17 protein-coding genes are annotated in these 21549 nt (G+C 68.3%); 8 read left to right on the top strand and 9 right to left on the bottom strand.

What is annotated here, in order from left to right; genetic code table 11:
- The first annotated feature begins 117 nt into the window (after positions 1-117).
- On the top strand, positions 118-984 hold the full coding sequence (locus ACCD06_RS09810) for an ATP-binding protein (RefSeq protein ID WP_413340352.1): 867 nt from the start codon (positions 118-120) through the stop codon (positions 982-984).
- Here the strand turns inward: ACCD06_RS09810 and ACCD06_RS09805 are convergent.
- Genes ACCD06_RS09805 through serS form a run of 4 tightly spaced genes read right to left on the bottom strand, consistent with a single transcriptional unit; the run spans position 941 to position 4942 of the window.
- Complete coding sequence (locus ACCD06_RS09805) at positions 941-2230, bottom strand: peptidoglycan DD-metalloendopeptidase family protein (RefSeq protein WP_413340350.1); 1290 nt, start codon at positions 2228-2230, stop codon at positions 941-943. The two genes, ACCD06_RS09810 and ACCD06_RS09805, sit on opposite strands and share 44 nt — an antisense overlap.
- An 8-nt stretch (positions 2231-2238) precedes the next feature.
- Entirely contained in the window at positions 2239-2892 is a 654-nt protein-coding gene (locus ACCD06_RS09800) for a protein-L-isoaspartate(D-aspartate) O-methyltransferase (RefSeq protein WP_109075688.1), read from the bottom strand.
- Positions 2889-3671: a 5'/3'-nucleotidase SurE gene (surE, locus tag ACCD06_RS09795; protein ID WP_109075689.1), complete on the bottom strand. Its 783-nt coding sequence runs from the start codon at positions 3669-3671 to the stop codon at positions 2889-2891. The genes ACCD06_RS09800 and surE overlap by 4 nt, the downstream gene beginning before the upstream one ends.
- Positions 3671-4942, bottom strand: a complete 1272-nt coding sequence (gene serS / locus ACCD06_RS09790; protein WP_413340347.1) for a serine--tRNA ligase — start codon at positions 4940-4942, stop codon at positions 3671-3673. Before serS ends, surE begins: the two co-directional genes overlap by 1 nt.
- A gap of 218 nt (positions 4943-5160) precedes the next feature.
- Here serS and ACCD06_RS09785 point away from each other — a divergent pair, with 218 nt between their 5' ends.
- The 6 genes from ACCD06_RS09785 to ACCD06_RS09760 all read left to right on the top strand — a co-directional run bounded on the left by ACCD06_RS09785 (position 5161) and on the right by ACCD06_RS09760 (position 13694).
- A complete protein-coding gene (locus ACCD06_RS09785) occupies positions 5161-6381 on the top strand; it encodes an MFS transporter (protein WP_413340345.1) in 1221 nt (406 codons plus the stop codon).
- Between the two features lie 95 nt (positions 6382-6476).
- Complete coding sequence (locus ACCD06_RS09780) at positions 6477-7040, top strand: 1,2-dihydroxy-3-keto-5-methylthiopentene dioxygenase (protein ID WP_413340343.1); 564 nt, start codon at positions 6477-6479, stop codon at positions 7038-7040.
- 439 nt (positions 7041-7479) lie between these two features.
- Positions 7480-8763 carry a type III PLP-dependent enzyme gene (locus tag ACCD06_RS09775; RefSeq protein ID WP_413340341.1) on the top strand — a complete coding sequence of 428 codons (1284 nt, stop codon included), beginning with the start codon at positions 7480-7482 and terminating at the stop codon, positions 8761-8763.
- A gap of 144 nt (positions 8764-8907) precedes the next feature.
- On the top strand, positions 8908-10329 hold the full coding sequence (locus ACCD06_RS09770) for a homospermidine synthase (RefSeq protein ID WP_109075694.1): 1422 nt from the start codon (positions 8908-8910) through the stop codon (positions 10327-10329).
- Between the two features lie 155 nt (positions 10330-10484).
- The gene (locus ACCD06_RS09765; protein ID WP_413340339.1) at positions 10485-12857 is read left to right on the top strand and encodes an LPS-assembly protein LptD; all 2373 of its coding nucleotides are present in this window, start codon (positions 10485-10487) and stop codon (positions 12855-12857) included.
- Between the two features lie 111 nt (positions 12858-12968).
- The gene (locus ACCD06_RS09760) at positions 12969-13694 is read left to right on the top strand and encodes a hypothetical protein (RefSeq protein ID WP_136705598.1); all 726 of its coding nucleotides are present in this window, start codon (positions 12969-12971) and stop codon (positions 13692-13694) included.
- Here the strand turns inward: ACCD06_RS09760 and ACCD06_RS09755 are convergent.
- The 4 genes from ACCD06_RS09755 to ACCD06_RS09740 are packed head-to-tail and all read right to left on the bottom strand — an operon-like array spanning position 13685 to position 18016.
- Positions 13685-15724: a tetratricopeptide repeat protein gene (locus ACCD06_RS09755; RefSeq protein ID WP_413340337.1), complete on the bottom strand. Its 2040-nt coding sequence runs from the start codon at positions 15722-15724 to the stop codon at positions 13685-13687. The two genes, ACCD06_RS09760 and ACCD06_RS09755, sit on opposite strands and share 10 nt — an antisense overlap.
- On the bottom strand, positions 15721-16089 hold the full coding sequence (locus ACCD06_RS09750; protein WP_413340335.1) for a YdbL family protein: 369 nt from the start codon (positions 16087-16089) through the stop codon (positions 15721-15723). Before ACCD06_RS09750 ends, ACCD06_RS09755 begins: the two co-directional genes overlap by 4 nt.
- On the bottom strand, positions 16089-16337 hold the full coding sequence (locus tag ACCD06_RS09745) for a YnbE family lipoprotein (RefSeq protein ID WP_109075698.1): 249 nt from the start codon (positions 16335-16337) through the stop codon (positions 16089-16091). The genes ACCD06_RS09750 and ACCD06_RS09745 overlap by 1 nt, the downstream gene beginning before the upstream one ends.
- Positions 16338-16345: 8 nt before the next feature.
- Entirely contained in the window at positions 16346-18016 is a 1671-nt protein-coding gene (locus tag ACCD06_RS09740) for a YdbH domain-containing protein (protein WP_413340333.1), read from the bottom strand.
- A 199-nt stretch (positions 18017-18215) separates the two neighbouring features.
- Between ACCD06_RS09740 and ACCD06_RS09735 the strand changes: the two genes are divergently transcribed.
- The gene (locus ACCD06_RS09735; protein WP_085089375.1) at positions 18216-18785 is read left to right on the top strand and encodes a peptidylprolyl isomerase; all 570 of its coding nucleotides are present in this window, start codon (positions 18216-18218) and stop codon (positions 18783-18785) included.
- 76 nt (positions 18786-18861) lie between these two features.
- Here the strand turns inward: ACCD06_RS09735 and ACCD06_RS09730 are convergent, their stop codons facing one another.
- Complete coding sequence (locus tag ACCD06_RS09730) at positions 18862-21498, bottom strand: serine/threonine-protein kinase (protein ID WP_413340331.1); 2637 nt, start codon at positions 21496-21498, stop codon at positions 18862-18864.
- Between the last annotated feature and the right edge of the window lie 51 nt (positions 21499-21549).

The following is a 21549-nucleotide window of genomic DNA, read 5'->3' as shown; positions in this document are numbered from 1 at the left end:
CCTGCTGTGTTACCGTGCGAAGGCGTCGGAAAGATGGCTGCGCGGGCGCCCACTTTCCATGGAACATCCTGAAAAAATATCCGGAAAATTATGTCGCAATCCGTCAATAGCTCAGGCATGGGCGCTGGTGCAGATCAGTCGCTTCTCCCCCTGCTGACCCGCATCGCCGAGGCGCTGGAGCGTCTGGCCCCGCCGCCCGACCGGCCGCTGGACTTCGGCGCGGCGGACGCCTTCGTCTGGCATCCCGATCCGGACCGGCTCGAAGCGGTGCCGGTGGTCAACCGCGTCGACATCATGCTTCTGCAGGGGATCGAGCGGCAGCGGGAAATCCTGCTGGACAACACCCGCCGCTTCGCCGCCGGGCTGCCGGCCAACAACGCCCTGCTGTGGGGGGCGCGCGGCACCGGCAAAAGCTCGCTGGTCAAGGCGGCCCACGCCGCCATCTGCCTGGAGCGGCCGGGCGAGCTGGCGCTGGTGGAAATCCACCGGGAGGACATCCCCACCCTGCCCCGCCTGCTGACCCGCCTGAAGGGAGAGGCGCGGCGCTTCATCCTGTTCTGCGACGACCTGTCCTTCGACCATGACGACGCCCATTACAAGTCGCTGAAGGCAGTACTGGACGGCGGCATCGAGGGACGGCCGGACAATGTGGTGTTCTACGCCACCTCCAACCGCCGCCACCTGATGCCGCGCGACATGATCGAGAACGAGCGGTCGACCGCCATCAACCCGGCGGAGGCGGTGGAGGAGAAGGTATCGCTGTCCGACCGCTTCGGGCTGTGGCTGGGCTTCCACAACTGCGACCAGGATACCTACTTCGCGATGATCGAGGGCTATGTCCGCCATTTCGGACTGGACATCCCGGCGGACCGGCTGCGCGCGGAGGCCGTGGAATGGTCGGTCACGCGCGGAAGCCGGTCGGGCCGGGTGGCCTGGCAGTTCATCCAGGACCTGGCCGGTCGCCTCGGGCAGCCCCTTCGCTGACCTTGCGGTCCATCTGATCGCTCGGGTCGACGGCCTGGCTGCCCTTGCGCAGTTCGAAATGCAGCTGGGGCGAAGACACGCCGCCGGTCTGGCCGACCCGGGCGATCACCTGCCCCCGCTTCACCGTCGCGCCGCGTTCCACCTCGATCTTGTCGAGATGGGCATAGGCGGTGATCCAGCCGTCGGAATGCTTCAGCAGCAGCAGGTTGCCGAAGCCGCGCAGCTCGTTGCCGGCGTATGCGACCACGCCGTTGTCGGCGGCGACCACCGCCGTGCCCTTTGGCGCCGCGATGTTCAGGCCGTCATTGTGCAGCCCGTCGGGCTTCGGCCCGAAGCCGGAGATCAGCTTGCCCTTCACCGGCCACAGGAAGCGGGCGCTGCCGCGCGGCGGCGGAGCGCCGACTTCGGCCTTCGGCTCCGGCTTGGGCGGCGGCGCGGCGGTGGCCACCTCCTGCTGGGGAGCGGCAGCCGGTGGCGGCGTGGTTGCCGCCGGGGCCGGGGCGGGGATCGGCGTCGGAGCCGGCTTGCTGCCGGGCGGGCGCAGCATCGTCGGCGCCTGCCCCGGCTGATAGGTCGTGTCACCCTGGGCGGCCGGCGCGGTGGGCGTCTGCTGGGCGGACGGTTCCGGCATGGCGCCTGGCTTCGACGGCGGCGGCAGCGGCGTGGCCGAAATGCCGCCCGACGGGGAGGACGCACCCGGCGGCGGCAGTTCGGCCGACTGGATCGAGCCATGCCCGGCGGGAGTGCCGCCCGGCGCTGTCCCCTGCGGCGTCAGGGCGATGGCACCGCCACTCGCCGCGCCGCCGGAGGCCACCATGGTGCCGCTGCCGTCGTTGGCGCCCGGCAGACGCAGGGGCTGGCCGACCTTCACGGCATAGGGCGGCGTCAGGTTGTTCAGCCGCGTCAGCTCGCTGACGTCGACATTGTACATGCGGGAAATGCTGTAAAGGCTGTCGCCCTTCTGCACGATGTACTGGCGCGAGGTCGGCAGGACCAGCCGCTGGCCGACCTCCAGCCGGTAGGGCGCCGCCAGCTTGTTCGCCTCGATCAGGTCGCGCAGGGGCACATTGTACCGGCGCGACAGGCTGTAGGCGCTGTCGCCCTTCTGCACCGTGACGGCGCCGCCGGCCGAATCCGGCACATCGGAGACGGTGGTGAAGGGGGCGAGCCCGCCCACCCGTTCGCAGGCGCCGAGCGCCAGGACGGCGGTGGACAGGACCATGGCGGACAGCAGGCGCTTGGGCATGGCGGATTTCATGCGGAACGGACCGGTTGCGGCGGGTCGGACAGCAGCGGAACGAAACGGACGGGCCACAGGTCCTCCCGGATAAGGCCAGCTTCGGAGCGCCGGAAACGCACGACCCTCTGGTCGCGGTGATCGGTCCCCAACGGAATGACCAAGACACCACCAACGGCGAGTTGATCCGTCAAGTCTTTTGGCGGCTCAGGCCCACCGGCGGCTGTGACCAGTATACGGGCGAAGGGCGCCTGCTCCGGCCAACCCCGCGTCCCGTCGCCGAGCCGCGTGGTGATATTGCCGATGTCGAGCGCCTTGAAACGCGCCTCCGCCTCGCACAGGAGCGGTTTCAGCCGCTCGATGGTGAAGACCCGGCGGCAGAGCCGCGACAGCACCGCCGCCTGATAGCCGGAGCCGGTGCCGACCTCCAGGACAAGATGCCGCGGCTGCAGCTCCAGCGCCTGGGTCATCAGCCCGACCACCAGCGGCTGGCTGATGGTCTGGCCGAGGTCGATCGGCAGCGCCGTGTCCTCCCACGCCCGGTCCTGGAAAGCCTCGGGGACGAACAGCTCGCGCGGGATCCGCTCGATGGCCGCCAACACCTTGGTGTCGGTGACTCCGGCCCCGCGAAGGGCCATCAGCAAGCGGATCTTGCGCGGGTTGTATGTCACACGAAGGCCTGCCTCAACGTCTGCAGCGTCGGCGTGTGGGTGAGGTCGAGATAGACGGGCGTCACCGAGATGCCGCCGTTGAACACGACATGGATGTCGGTGTCGTCGGACACGTCGGCCTCGCCGCGCAGGGTGCCGATCCAGATATAGGGCTTGCCGCGCGGGTCCACACGCTCCAACAGCTCGTCGCCGATCTTGCGCTTGCCGTGGCGCACCACCTGAATGCCCGTCACCTCCGCCGCCGGGCGGGCCGGGAAGTTGACGTTCAGCAGCACGTTCTTCGGCCAGGCCACCGTCACGGCCTTGCGCACCACGTCGGCGCCATGGGCGGCGGCGGCGGACCAGTCGATCGGCTGGCCCGGCTCGTAATGCTGGCTCATGGCGATGGCGGGGACGTTCAGCAGGGTCGCCTCCATCGCCGCGGCGATGGTGCCGGAGTAGGTCACGTCCTCGCCGATGTTGGAGCCCTGGTTGACGCCGGACAGCACCAGCGTCGGACGGGCGTCCTTCATCACATGGTTGACCGCCAGCAACACGCAGTCGGTCGGCGTGCCATCGACGGTGAAGCGGCGTTCGTCCAGCTTGCGCAGGCGCAGCGGCCGGTTGATGGTCAGCGAATGGCTGGCCGCCGACTGCTCCATCTCCGGCGCGACGACCCAGACGTCGTCGGACAGTTCGCGCGCGATGGCTTCCAGGACCTTCAATCCCTGCGCATGGATGCCGTCGTCATTGGTGACGAGGATGCGTGTCCGGGACAGGTCGAGCGGCAGGTCGAACATCAGATGGAAATCCTCTCCACTCCGCGCATGTAGGGACGGAGCGCTTCGGGAACCAGGATCGAACCGTCGGGCTGCTGGTAGTTCTCCAGCACCGCGATCAGGCAGCGCCCGACCGCCACACCCGATCCATTGAGGGTGTGCACGAATTGAGTTTGCTTCTCGCCCTTCGGCCTGCAACGGGCTTTCATCCGCCGCGCCTGGAAATCTCCGCAATTGGAGATGCTGGAGATCTCGCGGTAGGCGTTCTGACCGGGCAGCCAGACCTCGACGTCATAGGTCTTGCGCGAGGAGAAGCCCATGTCGCCGGTGCATAGAACGATGGTGCGGTAGGGCAGACCCAACCGTTCCAGGATCGTTTCGGCGCAGCGGGTCATGCGCTGGTGCTCGTCCTCCGACTGTTCCGGCGTGGTGATGGCGACCATCTCCACCTTCCAGAACTGGTGCTGGCGGATCATGCCGCGGGTGTCGCGCCCGGCCGACCCGGCTTCGGCGCGGAAGCAGGGGGTCAGCGCGGTGTAGCGCAGCGGCAGCTCCTCAGACGCCACGATCTGGTCGTTGACCAGATTGGTCAGCGGAACCTCGCTGGTCGGGATCAGGTAATGGTCGGTCGAGGTGGTCTTGAACAGATCCTCCTCGAACTTCGGCAGCTGGCCGGTGCCGAACAGGGCGTTGTCGCGCACCATCAGCGGCGGCGCGATCTCGGTGAAGCCATGCTCCGACGTGTGGATGTCCAGCATGAAGTCGGCGAGCGCGCGTTCCAGCCGGGCCAGACCGCCCTTCAGCACGGTGAAGCGGGCGCCGGACATGCGGGCGGCCGCCTCGAAGTCCATCAGGCCCAGCGCCTCGCCCAGCTCGTAATGCTGCTTGGGGTTCGCGATGTCGGGCGGGGTGCCCCAGCGGCGGACCTCGACGTTGGCGGTCTCGTCCGGCCCCTCCGGCACGTCGTCGGCCGGGATGTTGGGCAGGCCGGCCAGGAGCGCGTCGAGTTCGGCGCCGAGCGCGCGTTCCTCCTCCTCGACCTGGGGCAGGCGCTCCTTCAGGGTCGCCATTTCGTCCAGGATCGGCTGGGCATCGCGGCCTTCGCGCTTGGCGAGGCCGATTTCCTTCGCCGCCTCGTTCCGGCGGGCCTGCATTTCCTGCATCTGGGTCTGCGCGGCGCGGCGGCGGCCGTCGAGGTCGAGCACGGAGGACGACATCGGCGCCAATCCCCGGCGGCCAAGGCCGCGGTCGAAGGCTTCGGGATTCTCACGGATGGCGCGAAGGTCGTGCATGGCTCGAACAATCAACGAATTGTGTGGGGGATTGGTTATACGGCGCGACCCCGCCAAGGTCCAGTGCAAGCCCGTCCATCCACACGGTCCATATGGATCTGCGCAAACGGCATGGCGGCTGCGCCCCGGCTGTTGTTGGAACCGACGGGTGCGGCGGGGCAATGTCTGTTGTGCGCCGCAGTGGACGGCGCCAATGTCAGAAAAACGGAGCCGAGCGCGTGCGCGACGAGATCGAGACCGGTGCTGAGACCAATGCAGAGGTCGCCTATCTGCAGGCCGGCACCCCCGCCTATCGCCGTGCCAGCCGTATCCTGTTCGTCGCCGGCTTCTCCACCTTCGCCACGCTTTACTGCGTCCAGCCGCTGCTGCCGGAGTTCGTGCAGGAGTTCGGGGTGACGCCGGCCGAGTCCAGCCTGTCGCTGTCGCTGACCACCGGCGTGCTGGCTGTGGCGCTGCTGGTGGCGGGCGCCATCTCCGACGGGATCGGGCGCAAGCCGGTGATGGTGGCGGCATTGCTCGGCGCCGGCATCCTCGGGATCATCGGCGCGCTGATGCCGGGCTGGCACGGATTCCTCGCGGTGCGGGCGCTGGAGGGGTTGGCCTTGAGCGGCCTGCCGGCGGTGGCGATGGCCTATGTCTCCGAAGAGGTCGATCCGAAATCGGCCGGCGTCGCCATGGGGCTCTATATCGGCGGAACCGCCATCGGCGGCATGTCCGGCCGGGTGCTGACCGCCGTCGTCACCGATCTCGGAACCTGGAGGCTGGCGGTGGGGGTGGTCGGAGCGCTAGCGGTGGCGGCGGCCGTCACCGTCTGGCTCGCCCTGCCGCCGTCGCGCCATTTCGTCCGCCGCGCCGCCGGGCTGCCGGCGCTGGTGCGGGCGTGGCGCGGGTTGCTGACCGACCCGGCGCTGCTCGGTCTGTTCTCGCTCGGCTTCCTGCTGATGGGCGGCTTCGTCACCGTCTTCAACTATATCGGCTTTCGCCTGAGTGAACCGCCGTTCGAGCTGCGGCCGGCCATCGTCGGTGCGGTGTTCCTGGTCTACAGCTTCGGCGTGGTCAGCTCACCTCTGTTCGGCGGCTGGTCGGGTCGATTCGGATCGAACCGCACGCTGGCGGCGGCGGTGGCGCTGATGGTCGTTGGACTGGCAATGATGGAGATCGACAGCCTGTTCGCCATCGCCCCCGGCATCGCACTGTTCACCTTCGCCTTCTTCGGTGCCCATTCCATTGTCTCGGCCTGGATCGGCCGGCGGGCGGCGGTGGCGCGCGGGCAGGCCTCATCGATCTATCTGTTCTGCTACTATCTGGGGTCCACGGTCGCCGGAACGCTGGGCGGGCTGTTCTGGCACGGCTTCGGCTGGACCGGGGTCGCCGCCTTCGTCGGGCTGCTGATCCTGATCGCGGTCGGTGTGACGGCCGGGTTGCAGCGCAGCCGCTGATGGCGCGGCGAACGGTCGCGCCAGCGATTCGCCTTATTGCGTTGCGCTTTCCCGCGCCTCAGGCTGTAGGGGTTCGATCGGCAGGAGGGCGCGCGTTGAGTAACCTGACCGTCTATCTGGAAAGCGATGCCCGCCGGCCGGAACTCCGCACCTCCGAACCGGCGCTGATGGCGGGCCATCTGGCCCATATCGGCATCCTGTACGAACGCTGGACCGCCGACGCCCCCCTGCCCGCCTCCGCCGATGGCGACGCCGTGCAGCGGGCCTATGCCGCGTCCATCGACCGGCTGAAGGTGGGCCGCCGCTTCTGCACCGTGGACGTGGTTCGCGTCACTCCCAAGACCGACGGCGTCGAGGCCCTGCGCGCAAAGTTCCTGTACGAACACACCCATGACGAGGACGAGGCGCGCTTCTTCGTGGAGGGCTCCGGCGCCTTCTACATCCATCTTGACCAGCGGGTCTTCCGCGTGGTGTGCGAGGCGGGGGACCTGCTGAGCATTCCCGCTGGCACGCCGCACTGGTTCGACATGGGGCCGCGGCCGCGCTTCACCACCATCCGCTTCTTCAGCCGGCCCGACGGCTGGGTGGCGACGCCGACCGGCGACACCATTGCCGCACGCTTCCCGCTTTTCGAACCGGAGGCTGTGGAGGCAGCCTGACTCCGCCCCATTTCCGTCCCAAAAAATTCACTTGAATCACGGGCGGAAAAGCGTAAATCAATCGGCACGACGCACCCGCACGTGCCTATGGCCCTCTGTGGTTATGCTACGACGTACCGCGTCCTTTTTGGCAGAACCGACCATTCCAGTGGGTCGGTCCCGAGAGGGAGGTCAGTATGTACGCTGCCCACGGTGGGGCTGTGAGACGGTAGCCCTTTAGCCGGTAAACGACGCGCTGTTGCCTGGAGCTTCACAGCCCGGGGCCGCTGCTCGCACCGGCTATTTCCGTTTCCCCCCCTTTCCAAAATCCGATCAATCGCCGATTCCGCTGCGCCACCCGCGCCCAAGCCCTGTGCTGGCCGGTTCGTGACGCGGCCGGGGATCGCCGTCTGCTCACCGGGCCGGTTTGCACGCCGCCGTCCGGGGATAGGAGTGCGCCATGGGTTTCCTGCGTTCCCGTTCCGCCGTCACCCCGCTCCGCCGCGTCGGCCTGAACGACAGCAGCGCCGTTTCGCTGTCCACCGGCCGCCGCTCGACCGTGACCCAGGCCGTCGCCCTGCACCGCCCGGAAGAGCCGATGCACTGCATCCGCCCCGGCGTGCTGGCCGACACCGCCGGCAGCTTCCTGACGGCCTTCGCCGGTGCGACGGATGCGATCGGCCGTGGCGGCGACGTTCTGTATGCCGTGAAGTGCAACCCGGAGCCGGCGGTTTTGCGCGCCCTGTGGGCCGGCGGCGTGCGCCATTTCGACGTCGCCTCCCCCGGTGAGATCCGCCTGATCCGCCAGATGTTCCCGGACGCCGTCCTGCATTACATGCACCCGGTCAAGGGCCGTCAGGCCATCCGCAACGCCTACCACCAGTATGGCGTCCGCGACTTCGTGCTCGACAGCCGGGAAGAGCTGGACAAGATCCTGGCGGAGACCGACGGTGCCGCCGACCTCGGCCTCGTCGTGCGGCTGGCGCTGCCGAAGGGCAACGCGGTCTACGACCTGTCGGGCAAGTTCGGCGCCGCCACGGCCGACGCGGTGGACCTGCTGCGCGCCGCGCGCGCCGTCGCGCCGAAGGTCGGGCTGTCCTTCCATGTCGGCTCGCAGATGCTCGACCCGTCAGCCTACGAGCGCGCCATCGCGCTGGCCGGCCGCGTCATCGCGGAGAGCGGTGTCGCCATCGACGTGCTGGACGTCGGCGGCGGCTTCCCGGTGTCCTATCCGGGCGTCACCCCGCCGCCGCTCGGCGATTTCATGGCCGCCATCGCCCGCGGGATCGCCGCCATCGACCTGCCGGCGCACTGCCGCCTGTGGTGCGAGCCCGGCCGCGCGCTGGTCGCCCCCGGCGTCTCGCTGGTGGTGCAGGTGGTCAAGCGTCGCGGGAGCGAGCTGTTCATCAACGATGGCGTCTATGGCGCCCTGTCGGATGCCGGCGTGCCCGGCTTCCGCTTCCCGGCACGGCTGATCCGCCCGTTCGAGGCGATTACCGACGCCGAGAGCGAAGCCTTCAGCTTCTACGGCCCGACCTGCGACAGCGCCGACAAGATGGCTGGCCCCTTCCATCTGCCGGCCGACGTGAAGGCCGGCGACTGGATCGAGCTGGGGCAGCTCGGCGCCTACGGCTCCTGCCTGCGCACCGCCTTCAACGGTTTCGATCAGGCGCGGGTCGTCGAAGTGTCGGACGCACCGCTGCTCGCCACCCCCGGCTACGAGCTGCGCTCCTGCGCGGCCTGAAATCGAGGCCGGTTTTCCGTGGATAAAGCGTAAAGACATCCGTAACATTCAGTGGCCCGGCGCATCCCGATTCCTCTTCTCCGAAGTGGGCGGGAGCGTCGGGCTATGTCGTTGGCCTAAACTACCTCGGGGAGACAAAAAATCATGGCCCTGGACACGAAGCTCTGCACGTTCACAGGCCGTATGGTCATCATTGGATTCGGTTCGATCGGCCAGGGTGTCTTGCCGCTGCTTCTCCGTCACATCGACGGACTTACCGCTGACCGAATCACCATCGTCACCGCCGAGGAGCGCGGTCGGGAGGAGGCGGAGCTTTACGGCGTCGCGTTCCACAACAACCCGCTGGACAACGACAATTTCTTCCAGGTTCTGAAGCCGCTGATCGACAAGGGCGATTTCCTGGTCAACCTGTCGGTCGACGTGTCGTCGATCGCGCTGATCGAATTCTGCCAACGGGTCGGCGCCTTCTACACCGACACCTGCACCGAGCCGTGGGCCGGCGGCTATACCGATTCCAACCTGTCGCCGTCGCTGCGCTCCAACTATGCGCTGCGCGAATCGGCGCTGGCGCTGCGCCGCCGTTTCGAAGGCGGTCCGACCGCGTTGATCACCCATGGGGCGAATCCGGGTCTGGTGTCGCATTTCGTCAAGCAGGCGCTGCTGAACATCGCCGCCGACACCGGGGTCGAGACCGATGTCCCCACCGATCGCGACGGCTGGGGACGGCTGGCGCAGAAGCTGGGGATCAAGACCATCCATGTAGCGGAGCGCGACACCCAGGTGTCGAACCAGCCCAAGCAGATCGGCGAGTTCGTCAACACCTGGTCGATCGACGGCTTCGTCAGCGAGGGCTGCCAGCCGGCCGAACTGGGCTGGGGCACGCATGAGAAGGCCTTGCCGCCCGACGGCCGTCGACACGAGTTCGGCTGCGACTCCGCCATCTATCTGATGCGGCCGGGTGCGGCCACCCGCGTGCGCACCTGGACCCCGTTGGAGGGGCCGTTCCACGGCTTCCTCATCACCCACAGCGAGTCGATCTCGATCTCCGACTATTTCACCGTGCGCGAGGGCGACACCGTCGTCTACCGCCCGACCTGCCACTATGCCTATCACCCCTGCGACGACGCGGTGATGTCGCTGCATGAACTGGCCGGCAAGAACTTCAACATGCAGGCCGAACAGCGGCTGATGATGCACGAGATCTCCGGCGGCATGGACGAGCTTGGCGTCCTGCTGATGGGTCATCCCAAGGGCGCCTACTGGTACGGCTCGCGGCTCGACATCGACACGGCACGGTCGCTTGCCCCCTACAACAACGCGACTTCGATGCAGGTGACTTCCACCGTTCTGGGCGGCATCGTCTGGACGCTGGAGAACCCGAATCGGGGCCTCGTGGAACCGGACGAGGTGGACTTCCGCCGGGTGCTGGACATTGCCACCCCCTATCTCGGCGAGGTGGTCGGCGCCTATGGCGACTGGACGCCGCTGCAGGACCGAAATGTCCTGTTCCCTGAGGACATCGACGAGGATGACCCTTGGCAGTTCAAGAACTTCCGGGTCGTTTGAGAGAAATCGGATGAAGGACCGCAGCCGTCGCCGCCCATCGGGCCGCGTCGGCTGCGGCAGTGCTGCCACAGGGCGCATGGCGACACGGTGACATTGCCCGCCGAAGGGCTCTGAAACCGTTGACTTGGGCTTTCGCTTCCCCCAATCGTTCAGCCATGCCCAAGCACGTCTCCCGGCGCGCCCGCGCCAAAGCTCCGACCGCCGCCACCCTCGTCATGCGCTCCGGCATCGTCGGGCTCATGGTTACTTGCGGGATTGCCGTCGTGGATCTGGCCATTCCGGATCCGGCGAACGCCCAATCGCCCGCGACCCAGGCTCCGGGAACGAAGCCGGATACCGCGGCCGTGCAGGGAAGCGCCGCCCAGGGAAACGCCACCGCCACCGCGTCCAAGCAGGAACCGGTCCTGCTGACCGCCGATCAGGTCACCTTCGACGAGGTGAACAGCGTCGTCACCGCCAGCGGCAATGTGGAACTTGCGCAGGGCAAGCGCAGCGTCCGCGCCGACAAGATCACCTACAACCAGAAGACCAAGGTCGTCACCGCCACAGGCAAGATCCGGCTGGTGGAACCGTCGGGCGACATCATCTTCGCCGATTATGCCGAACTGACCGACAATCTGAAGGACGTGTTCATCGAGAACATCCGCGTCCTGATGACCGACAACGGCCGCATGGCCGGCAATGAGGGCGAGCGGCGCGAGGGCCGCCTGACGCGCGTCAACCGCGGCGTCTACAGCCCTTGCGACCTGTGCAAGGAAGACCCGACCCGTCCGCCGCTGTGGCAGATCCGCGCCGTGCGCATCGTTCACGACAACGAGGAGCACGAGGTCCGCTACAAGGACGCCACGATGGAGATCTTCGGGATCCCCGTCGCCTACACGCCCTACCTGTCGCATCCCGATCCATCGGTGGACCGCAAGAGCGGCTTCCTGACACCGTCCTTCGGCAACAACTCCAATCTCGGCGCGATCCTCAAGACCCATTACTACTGGGACATCGCGCCGGACCAGGACGCCACCTTCGACCTGCATTACTATTCGCAGCAGGGGCCGCTGCTCGGCGGCCAGTACCGCAAGCGGTTCGAGAGCGGGCGGCTGGAACTGGAAGGCGCCATCACCCGCGGCGACGTGGCCAACACCACCATCGTGCCGAAGGAAACGCGCACCCGCGGCTATGTCGCGGCGCGCGGCCTGTTCGACATCGACGAGACCTGGCGCGCCGGCTTTGATGTGAAGCGGGCCAGCGACCCGACCTTCCTGCGCCGCTATTACGATTTCCGCGAAGACTACCTGACCAGCAAGGCCTACGTGGAGGGCTTCCGCGGGCGGAACTATGCGGCGATCACCGGCTACAGCTTCCAGGACATGCGGTACGGGAACTCCGTTCCCGAGCCGGTCGCCCTGCCCTATGCGCAGTACAACGCGCTGGGCGAGCCGGGCAGCCTGCTCGGCGGCCGCTGGTCGTTCGATACCAGCCTGCTGGCGGTGTCCCGCTTCAAGAATGCCGGCCCGGACACGCAGCGCTTCATGGCGCAGCCGGGGTGGGAGCGCAACATCGTCTCCAACGCCGGCTTCGTCACCACCCTGTCGGGCAGCGTGCTGGTCGCCGGCTATACCGCGCAGCAGTTCAACACGGCCGACCCCACCACCCGCGGGAACGACAACATCAGCCGCTTCCGCTTCTTCCCGCAGGGGCAGGCCACCGTCCGCTATCCGTTCGTCCGCTACGGCGAAAGCTCGTCCCAACTGGTGGAGCCGATCGGCCAGCTGACCTTCGCGCCGAAGCTGCCGAACGGCCGCGTCTTCCCGAACGAAGACAGCCTGGACGTCGAGTTCGACGACGTGAACCTGCTGCAGCCCAACCGCTTCACCGGCATCGACCGGCTGGACGACGGCATGCGCTTCACCTACGGCCTGCGCACGGCGATCTATGGCAATAGCCAGGGGTCGGCCAGCCTGTTCCTGGGCCAGAGCATCCGCCTGACCGACAGCAATGTCGGCTTCACCGGCGATTCCGGCCTGGAAGAGCGGGTGTCCGACTATGTCGGCCGCCTGGACCTGCAGCCGGCCGACTGGCTGGACGTCAATTACGGCTTCCGCGTCGATCACGAGACCTTCCGCCCTCGTCGCCATTCGTTGAACGCGACGGCCGGCGTGCCGCTGCTGCGCCTGTCGACCTCCTACACCTATGTCGACCAGACGACCGCGCGCAACGCGGTCACCCGCAACCGGGTGGAGCAGGCAAGCTTCGGGGTGTCGTCGCAGTTCACCGATTACTGGAGCCTGGGCGTCAGCCACACCCAGGCGATGGAGCCGCAGCCGGGTCCGCGCTCCAGCCTTGCCGTGCTGTCCTATTCCGACGAATGCCTGGTCTTCCAGACCATCGCGCGCCGCGATTACACCGTCAGCACGACCGGTGAGAAGGACGGCAACACCATCTTCTTCCGTCTGGTCTTCAAGAATGTCGGCGAGTTCAAGAGCCCCGGCATCAACGCCAGCTTCCTGGGCGGCGGTTCGGCCAACCAGTAAGCGCGGGTCGGTGGGAAAAGGCGGCGGTCACCGACGGCCAGGGGGTTGCATCCCTTGGCCGTTGCCGTTAGCCATTAACGCCCGACGAGACAGCCCGCCGCGACCGGAATCATGACCCTGGGACGTTACGACTACGAAAGACGCTACCGCAAACGCATGCGGGCCGGCGTGATCAAGTTCGCGCTGCTGGCGGCACTGGTGCTCGGTGTCGGGTTGTTTTCCTACCAGATGGGGATCGAGCAGCTGAAAGGCCGTGACGTCACCCTGCGGGAGGAGATTGCCACCCTGTCGCGCCAGAAGGCCGAGCTGGAACTGCTGGCCAGCCAGATGCAGCACGCCGCCCGCACCGCGGAGGCGCGGGTGGGCGAGCTGGAAGGCCGCCTGCAGCGCGAAGTGCCGACCGGCGACCTCGCCAAGCTAACCCAACTGGTTGCGGAGCGGCTGAAGGGTGGGCTGGACGCCAACCGCCTCGCCTTCGTCATTTCGCAGGCGCAGATTCCGCGCAATTGCCAGCCGACCGACACCAAGCGCTTCACGCTCAGCACGCCGCTGCTGAAGGGCGGCGCTCGCGGCGTTACTTTCGGCAATGGCACCGTCACGGTCACCGGCGAGGGTCAGTCGGCCCACAATCCTCAGGGCAACGCCGAAAGCTGGTTCGATCCGGGCCAGCCGGTGACGATTCGCATCACCGGCATGGGCGGCAAGGGCACCACGGTCAGCGGCGTCCTGCCGCTGCACCAGTCGCTGGTGGTAGACAACAGCGAATACCGCTTCACCATCGCCGCTGCCCAGCGCTCCTTCGTCGAGGTCACCGCCGACCGTTGCGCCTATCCCTGAGGCGTAACGGCCAACCCGCGCGGCGGCTCGCCTGCCGCGTGGATATCCCACATCGTGGCATAGGCCGCTTCGATCGACCGGGTGAAGCGGCCGGTGTCGAACAGCGGGGCGGTCGCCCGCGCCTGCTCCAGCCGCAGCTTCAATGCCGCCAGTTCGGCGGGCTGCCCGGCCAGACGCCGCGCCGTCACCTCATACGCGTCCCAGTCCGACACCGCCAGTTCCGGAAGTCCGACCGCGTGCAGCAGGCTGGCGGCCACCCGCCCGGCGAAGGAGCGGCCAAGGACCGTCAGCACCGGCAGGCCGACCCACAGCGCGTCGCTCGCCGTGGTGTGGGCGCCGACCGGGCTCGAATCGAGGAACAGGTCGGCCAGCCGGTGGCGCGCCAGATGCGCGGGACCCGGCAGGCGCGGGGCGAAGACCAGCCGCTCCGGTGCCACTCCCCGCTCTGCCGCCGCGCGCCGCAAATTGACCGCGACCTCCGCCGGTCCGTCCAGCAGCCATAGCACCGATCCCGGAACGCGCTCCAGAATCCGGCACCAGCGGCCGAACAGCTCGGGGCCGATCTTGTATGAGGCGTTGAAGGCGCAGAAGACCACGCCGTCGTCGGGAAGCCCGCAGTCGGAGCGGGCCGGCACCGGGCCGATGGCGCGCTTGCGGTCGTTCGGCTGGTAGCTGTTGGGCAGATGGACGACTCGCTCGCTGTAGAAGCGCTGGTGATCGACCGGGACCACGATTGGATCAGCGATGACATAGTCGATGGCCGGGCTGCCCAGCGTGCCCGGGTAGCCCAGCCACTGCGCCTGCAGCGGTGCCGGCCGGTGGGCGGCAATGCCAGGGCGGGCGTTCTGGGTGTGGCCCTTGAGGTCGACCAGGATATCGATGCCGGCCTCGTGGATCAGGCCGGCCGCCTGCTCGTCGGTAAGGGCGGACAGGTCGATGAAGCGGTCGAACCCGGCGACCAGCCGGCGTCGCAACGGACCGCCGTCGTCGGGACCATAGGAGCAGCCGACGATCTCGAAGCGGTCGCGGTCGTGCCGTTCGATCAGTTCGGCGATCAGAACCGCGGTCGCATGTTCGTGGAAATCGGCCGAGAGATAGCCGATGCGCAGCTTCGATCCGCGGATGCTGCGGGTCGGAAATGCGGGCCGGATGCCGCGCGTCTTCCAGGCGGCATAGCGTTCGGCGCAGGCGCGCTCCAGTGCAGGTCCCGCCCCTTCGCCGAGAAAGATCCAGGGATGGGCCTGCTGCGTCCGCCCCTCCCGCACCAGCTCGACCAGCCTGCCCGACAGAGCGGTCAGCCCGTCCCAGCGGCAAAGGTGGCGGCACTGTTGCACCAGTTGGGCCAGCACCCCGCCGGCGTCGGGCAGGCCGATGCGCATAGCGCGTTCGAAGCCGACGATGCTCGCCGCGCCGTCTTCCGCCGGGCCGCCGCGCTGCCCGCGTTCCTTCAGCGTCAGGGCGAGGTTCGCCTGTCCCTCCGCCAGATCGGGCCGCAGGCTCAGGCAGGCACGAAAGCCGGCGACGGCGCTGTCCAGGTCACCGCGATCGCGATGGAGGGCGGCCAGGGCCAGCCGGGCCGGCACCAGGGTGGGGTCGAGCGCAAGCGCCCGGCGCAAGGCAGGTTCGGCCTCGTCCAGCCGGCCAAGCTCGCGCAGCAGGACGCCCTGGTTGCAGGGGGCGGGGGCGAACTGCGGCATCAGCCGGGCGGCCTCGCCATAGGCGGCAGCAGCCTCCGCCGGGCGGCCGAGCGCCTGCAGGGTCACGCCCCAGTTGTAGTGGTTGCCGCCGAAATCCGGCAGCCAGTCCAGCGCCTTGCGGTGATGCGATTCCGCTTCCGTAAGGCGGCCCTGGCGGCGCAACGCCTCGCCGAGGTTGGAGCGGGCGACCGCCTCCTCCGGCGTGCCGGCCATACCCAGCGTGTCGAGGGCCGAGAACAGGGCCGACAGCAGTGCACCGTCGCCGGGCTTGCCGGCCAGACGGCGGCGCAGATCGGCGACGGCGCGCTGGCCGGACATGGACGCGGAGGTCACTTGCGCTGCCACTGGCCCGCGGCGGTCATCACGAACTGGCCGGCCGGGGTACGCTCGATCAACTGCTGGCCGGCGACCGCCTGGACCTTGTCCAGCGCCGTGCCGTTGCCCTTGGCGATCTCCTGATAGCGGGCGAGGCGCTGGGCGTTCACCTGCTGCGCCAGCGCCTGGGCCGAGGCCGGTGCGTCGGGGACGACGCCGACCATACCGTCGGGACGCTCACCCAGCTGGCCGGCAGCCTTGGCGGCGGCCAGCGCATCCTGCGCCAAGGCCAGCTGCGGCATGGCGGACACCAGCAGTCCGGCGGCCAGCGCGGACAGGGCGAGCCGGTTGAAACGGCGGCGGCTGATGGAAGCGGTCTTCATCACTTCTTCCCCTTCGTGGAAGAGGTCGTGGAGTCGGTTGGCAGGCCGAACAGGGCGGGGTCGTTGCGGATGGCGTCGTCGACGTCGCGTTCCAGCTTGACCCGCACCTCCTGCTCGATCCGGACGTTCAGATTGATCTCGATGGGCTTGTCGGGCGCTTCGATCTTCACCGTCGGGGCGCAGGCGGCAGCGGCGGCCGAAATCAGCAGAGCAGCCGCAAGGCCGGTAGATGGGAATCTGGTAAGCATAATGGCGGTCAGGGGTCCTTCTGGTCGAAGCCGGTCATCCGGTCCCGCAGCGTGTCGGGAATCCGGTAGACGTCGAGGTTCTGGCGCAGAATCCGGTCGAGCGCGCCGGACAGCTTAAGGTTAAGCGCGACCGGATAGCCATCGTAGAATGACGGGTTCGATCCGCGCAGCGAGAAGCCGGCGCTGAGTTCGCCGCCGGCCTGCCCGTCGATGGTGATCCGCAGCGTGTCGTAATGGAAATCGGTCAGCGCCCCCATCAGCATGGCGGTCGGGCTGCCCTCCTCCCCCTTCAGGGCGGGCGGCGGCTTGGCCGGGTCGTAGCGCAGGGTGCCGGGACCGGACGATTTGAGAACGCCGCCGTCGATTGTCACCTTATCGCCGGCGAACACCACCGGCAGGGTGCCGGCCAGCTTGCCACTGGCCGCCAGCCCGTCGACGGCGATCAGGTTCAGCAGCTTGGCGGCGTCGATCCGGTCGGCATGCAGGGTCACCCGCCCCTTGGGCTTTTCGGGCGACAACTCGAACGGGTCGGCGCGCAGAAGGCCGCCGGCCCAGTTCCATTCCGCCCGGTCCACATCCAGCCGCCCGTCACGGCCATAGCCGAACAGCAGCGTGCCGTCCGTCAGCGGAATGCCGACGTCCAGCAGGCCGATGGACAGCTTCTGCCCGTCCGGGATCACCGGCGGCGAGAGGCTGGACAAGGCGATGGTGCCGCTGACCCCGGCGACGGTCACCGGCCCGGCGGCACCGGCAAGCCCCTTCACCACCGCCTGTCCGGCCGTGGTCATGCCCTTCGCGGTCAAAGCGACCGTCGCCTTGCCCGACAGGGTGCCCGACGCCTTTTCGAGGAAGGTCGCGGCGAGCGGCGAAACGGCGGCGAGACCGGGGCCATCGGCGGCAAGGCGGAACGGCTTCGCCACCGCCTCCAGCTTCCCGGCACCGGCGGTCTGATCATAGGTGCCGTCGAGCGTGACGGTGAGGAGGCCGTTTGCGCCCTTGGCGGTGCCGTCGATCGCCCATGGCCCCTGCCCTGCCTGCACCGCCTGCATTGTCACCGCCAGCGGGACGACAGGCGCGGGCTTGGTGGTGTTGGTCAATTGCGCGACCACGGCGTCCGCCCGCCGACCGTCGCCATCCTGCGCCAGCCGCAGCACGACCTTGTCGGCGCGCAGGTCACTGGCGGGAGCCTCCAGGCGCGGCGCCTGCAGCTCCGCCACGACCGTCATGGCATCGGACGACCAGCGCAGGAGCGGGGTTTCCCCCACCGGACACAGCGTCGCCCCCTGCGGCAGGCCGAGCGGCTGCCCGGCGACCGTGAGCCGTTCCGCCTTGGCGGGCAGGCAGCCCGCGGGGGCGACGGTCACCGCGCCGCCGTCCATCCCGACCACCAGCGCGCCGGACAGCGTCACGCGCCCCGCCATCGGCAGGTCGAGCGCTTTGGCCGCGGCCTCCAGCGGGCCACTGTCGACGGCAAACTCCAGCCGCAGGCCGCGCCAGCCATCGGCGATGCGCAGGCTGGTGACGGTCACCGCGGCTTTGGTGAAGCCGGCATCGCGCAAGGTCTGCGTCGCCGTCCTACCGATCAGCGCCGGACCGGTCAGGATCGCACCGCCCAGCCCGACCACGGCCAAGGTCACCGTGACCGCCACCGTGCCGGCTATCGCCCGTCCCAGCCTCAAGCCCCTGTCCTTTCCCCAACGTCCCGTCATGACCGGCATGCCACGTCCCATGCCACGTCCATGTCCGGATGAACACCCGGACGAGTGGCCGTCATCCGTGACTTTTGGCGGATCGCCATCCCCGCCAGCGCGGCTTTGCATTCCCGCGCTTTTCCCCTATGGTCCGTGGCGCGGATTTCGGCTCATCGGAGTGTTTCGCATGAAGCGGTGGACCCGCGCGTTGCTGGCGGCCCTGTTCGCCACAATCTTCACTGTCTCGTTCTTTACAGTTTCTCAAGGGGAGGCGAAGGCCTTGGATCCGGAAAACACCATTTACCTCGACCTGAAGGACGGTCGCGTGGTGATCGAACTGCGGCCCGACCTGGCGCCGAACCACGTCGCCCGCATCAAGGAACTGACCCGCCAGGGCTTCTATGACGGCGTCGTCTTCCACCGCGTCATCGACGGCTTCATGGCCCAGACCGGCGACCCGACCGGCACCGGCATGGGCGGCTCCGGCAAGAAGCTGAAGGCCGAGTTCTCCAGCGCTCCGCACATCCGCGGCACCCTGTCGATGGCCCGCGCCCAGGATCCGGACAGCGCCGACAGCCAGTTCTTCATCTGCTTCGCCCCGTCCCAGTTCCTGGACCGCCAGTACACCGTCTGGGGCCGCGTGGTCGAGGGCATGGAATTCGTCGACATGATCAAGAAGGGCAGCCAGTCCCGCAACGGACAGGTCACCGACCCGGACAAGATCATCAAGATGCAGGTCGCGGCCGACGTAAAGTAACGTCGCCTCCGCAGCCGTTCAGGGAAAGGGGGACCGGTGCGCCGGTCCCTTTTTTCTTGGCAGCGATTTCCGTCGGTCAACCGCCCGCCAGCGAATTGGTCATGGCGCGCAGCAGGTCCTTCATCGATTGCGGCCGGTCCTGCCAGCGCATGGCCAGACCGGACAGCAGCACCTTCTCGAATCCGGGGGGCAGCGCCACGCCCAGTTCGGACGGCTTCGGCACCTTGTCGTTCATGAAGCGGGCGGTGGCATCGGGCGGGGTGCGGCCGGTCAGCGCCAGATAGATCGTGGCGCAGAGCGCATAGACGTCCGACCAGGGGCCCTGCCGCCCTTCGTTGGAATATTGCTCCGGCGGGGCGTAGCCGGGCTTGAGGATCACGGTCAGGCCGGCGCCCGGACGGGCCGTCTGCCTCGCGGCGCCAAAATCCAGCAGCTTGCGGTCGCCGGCGTTGGTCAGGAAGATGTTGTCCGGGCTGATGTCGCGGTGGATCAGTCCCTGCTCGTGGATGGCCTGCAGCGCCTTGGCGATCGGCATCACCACCGACAATGTCCGCTTCACGTCGATCCGGCCGCCGCAATCAGCCAGATATTTCTTCATGGTGCGGCCTTCCAGCAGCTCCATGACCAGATAGGCGGTGGCGTTCTCTTCGAAGAAATCCTGGATGCCGACGATCTCGCGCACCTCGCGCAGGCGGGCGAGCGTCCGCGCCTCCTCCAGGAACTTGGCGAGGCCGGCGGCGAAGGTCTCCGCATGCTCGTCGGAGAAGGGGGAGACGGCAGCGGCGTTGGGAACGCGGGAGATCAGGTTGGATGGATAATATTCCTTGATCGCCACCTTCACCTGCAGCCGATCATCCCATCCCAGATAGGTGGCGCCGAACCCGCCCTGCCCCAGCACGCGCCCGGCACGGTAGCGGCCATGCAGCAGCGTCCCCGGCACCAGATGCACGCCCGGCCGATTGTCCGATTTGGCCGGGAAGCCGCAGGCGCCGCAGGTCTCCGACCGTCCTTTCGCGGAATAGCAGCTTGGGCACAGCCCCGCCGTATCGTCGGCGACCGCGGGGATGGTGCCGGCCACACCCCGTTGCTGGCTGGCCGGATGAAGAACCGTGTCGGCGCTGCGAGCGGCCAGGGACGGCGGAGGCGCGACTTCCACGGTGGCCGGCGGAGCGGGCGGCAGAACGGGCGGGGGTGCGGGTGCGGTCGCCATCTGGCGCAGCCGATCCAGCAGTTCCAGCAGCCTTCTCACCTCCGCCTGGGCGACCTCGCTTTCGGGCTGGGCGAGTTCGGCCTGGAATTGCGGCTGGCGGACGATTTCCAGAATGTGCTGGCGCATCAGCGGCAGGGCGCCGTCCTCGCGGATCAGGCCCGAACAGGCGACCTCCGCCAGCCGGACGGTGCGGCGGCGCAGGACCGGTTCCACCTGCTTCAGACGAACCGCGAGCTGCCCGGTCTTCACGAAATCGTCGACCGCGCGCTCTGCCCGTCCGGCGATCCGCTCGCAGGCGTCCGCCGGCAGCGGTGCGGCGCGGATGGCCGCCAGTGCGCGGGCGAAATCTCGCTCCAGCAAGGCGGTGTCCGGCGTCTGCACCAGCATGTTCTCGATCAGCAACTCGTTGCAGACCGCCGCGTCGAGCGACGCGAGGATCTCGTCGGCATGCCGTTCGGCGGCCGGGGCGGCAGCGACACGGGTCAGGTAATGGATGCGGCAGATCAGGTCCGATTGCCCTTCGCCCATCCCGATGATGGAGCGGCGATAGGCGCTGGCCCCACCCTGCTCCAGCCGGCGCGAATAGCGGACGGTCAGCGCGTCGGCCATGGCCGCACCGCCGACCAGCCCGTCGCGGGTCAGCAGATGCCCGACCAGCGTCTTCAGCATCTCCGCCTCCTGGTCGAAGGCGCCGCGGCCCAGCGGCTGGGGTGCCTTCAACTGGCGGCGGATGCGGTCGAGGACGGCGGCCTTCGCATGGGGCAGCTTGCCCTGGCGGAACAGGGCGTTCAGCACGCCGACGCGGTTCGGCCCGATGGCCTCCATGCCGATGCGGCCGAACAGCATGTCGCAGAGGCTGGACAGCAACGTTCCCGGCAGCAGATTGGTTCCGAACAGCTCCGCACCGGCGGCGGCGGAGGCCAGGACATCGCCGATCACCCCATCGACCGCCGCGGCCAGCCGCTCGTCCCGGTCCCACTGGTGCAGTTCAAGCAGGCGGTCCAGCTTGCCGTTCCAGCTCTTGATCTCCACCAGTTCCATGGCAATGGCGACACGCAGGTCGTACTCCGCATCGCCGGTGGGGGTCTTGGCCCCCTGGGAGAGCAGCCAGTCCACCGGCTTTCGGCCGCGCGGCATGGCGGCGAATGCGGCCTGGGCGGCGCGCGCCTTGGCCCAGCTTTCGTCCAACGCGGCACGGATGGCGCGTTTGCGCGTCTGCTGCTCCTGTCCCGGCGCACGCGCCTGGGCCGCCGCGACCTTGCTCAGGGCCGCCTCGATCAGCGTCCCCTGTTCCAGGCAGGCTTTCAGCGGCTTGGGCAGATGGATCAGCTCCGTCGGGGTCAGGAACAGCGGGTCCAGGTAAGACCGCAGCACCGTGCCGATCAGCAGCCGCGCCGGCAGCGCGTGGTAGTCCGGCAGCGAGTCGCACGGCTCCACCTCGTCGAGCGTGGCCATGGCCGACGACGGAGTCGGCATCGCGCGGCTGAGTTGGGGAGTGGACACTCCGGGCCTTTCCTGGACGTGACGGATTGCGCGGCCGGGCTGCAACACCGG

The organism is Azospirillum sp. CT11-132 (assembly GCF_047302835.1).
GTDB lineage: Bacteria > Pseudomonadota > Alphaproteobacteria > Azospirillales > Azospirillaceae > Azospirillum.
The sequence above is the reverse complement of the archived record's forward strand: the minus strand, read 5'-3'. Positions and strand labels throughout refer to the sequence as shown.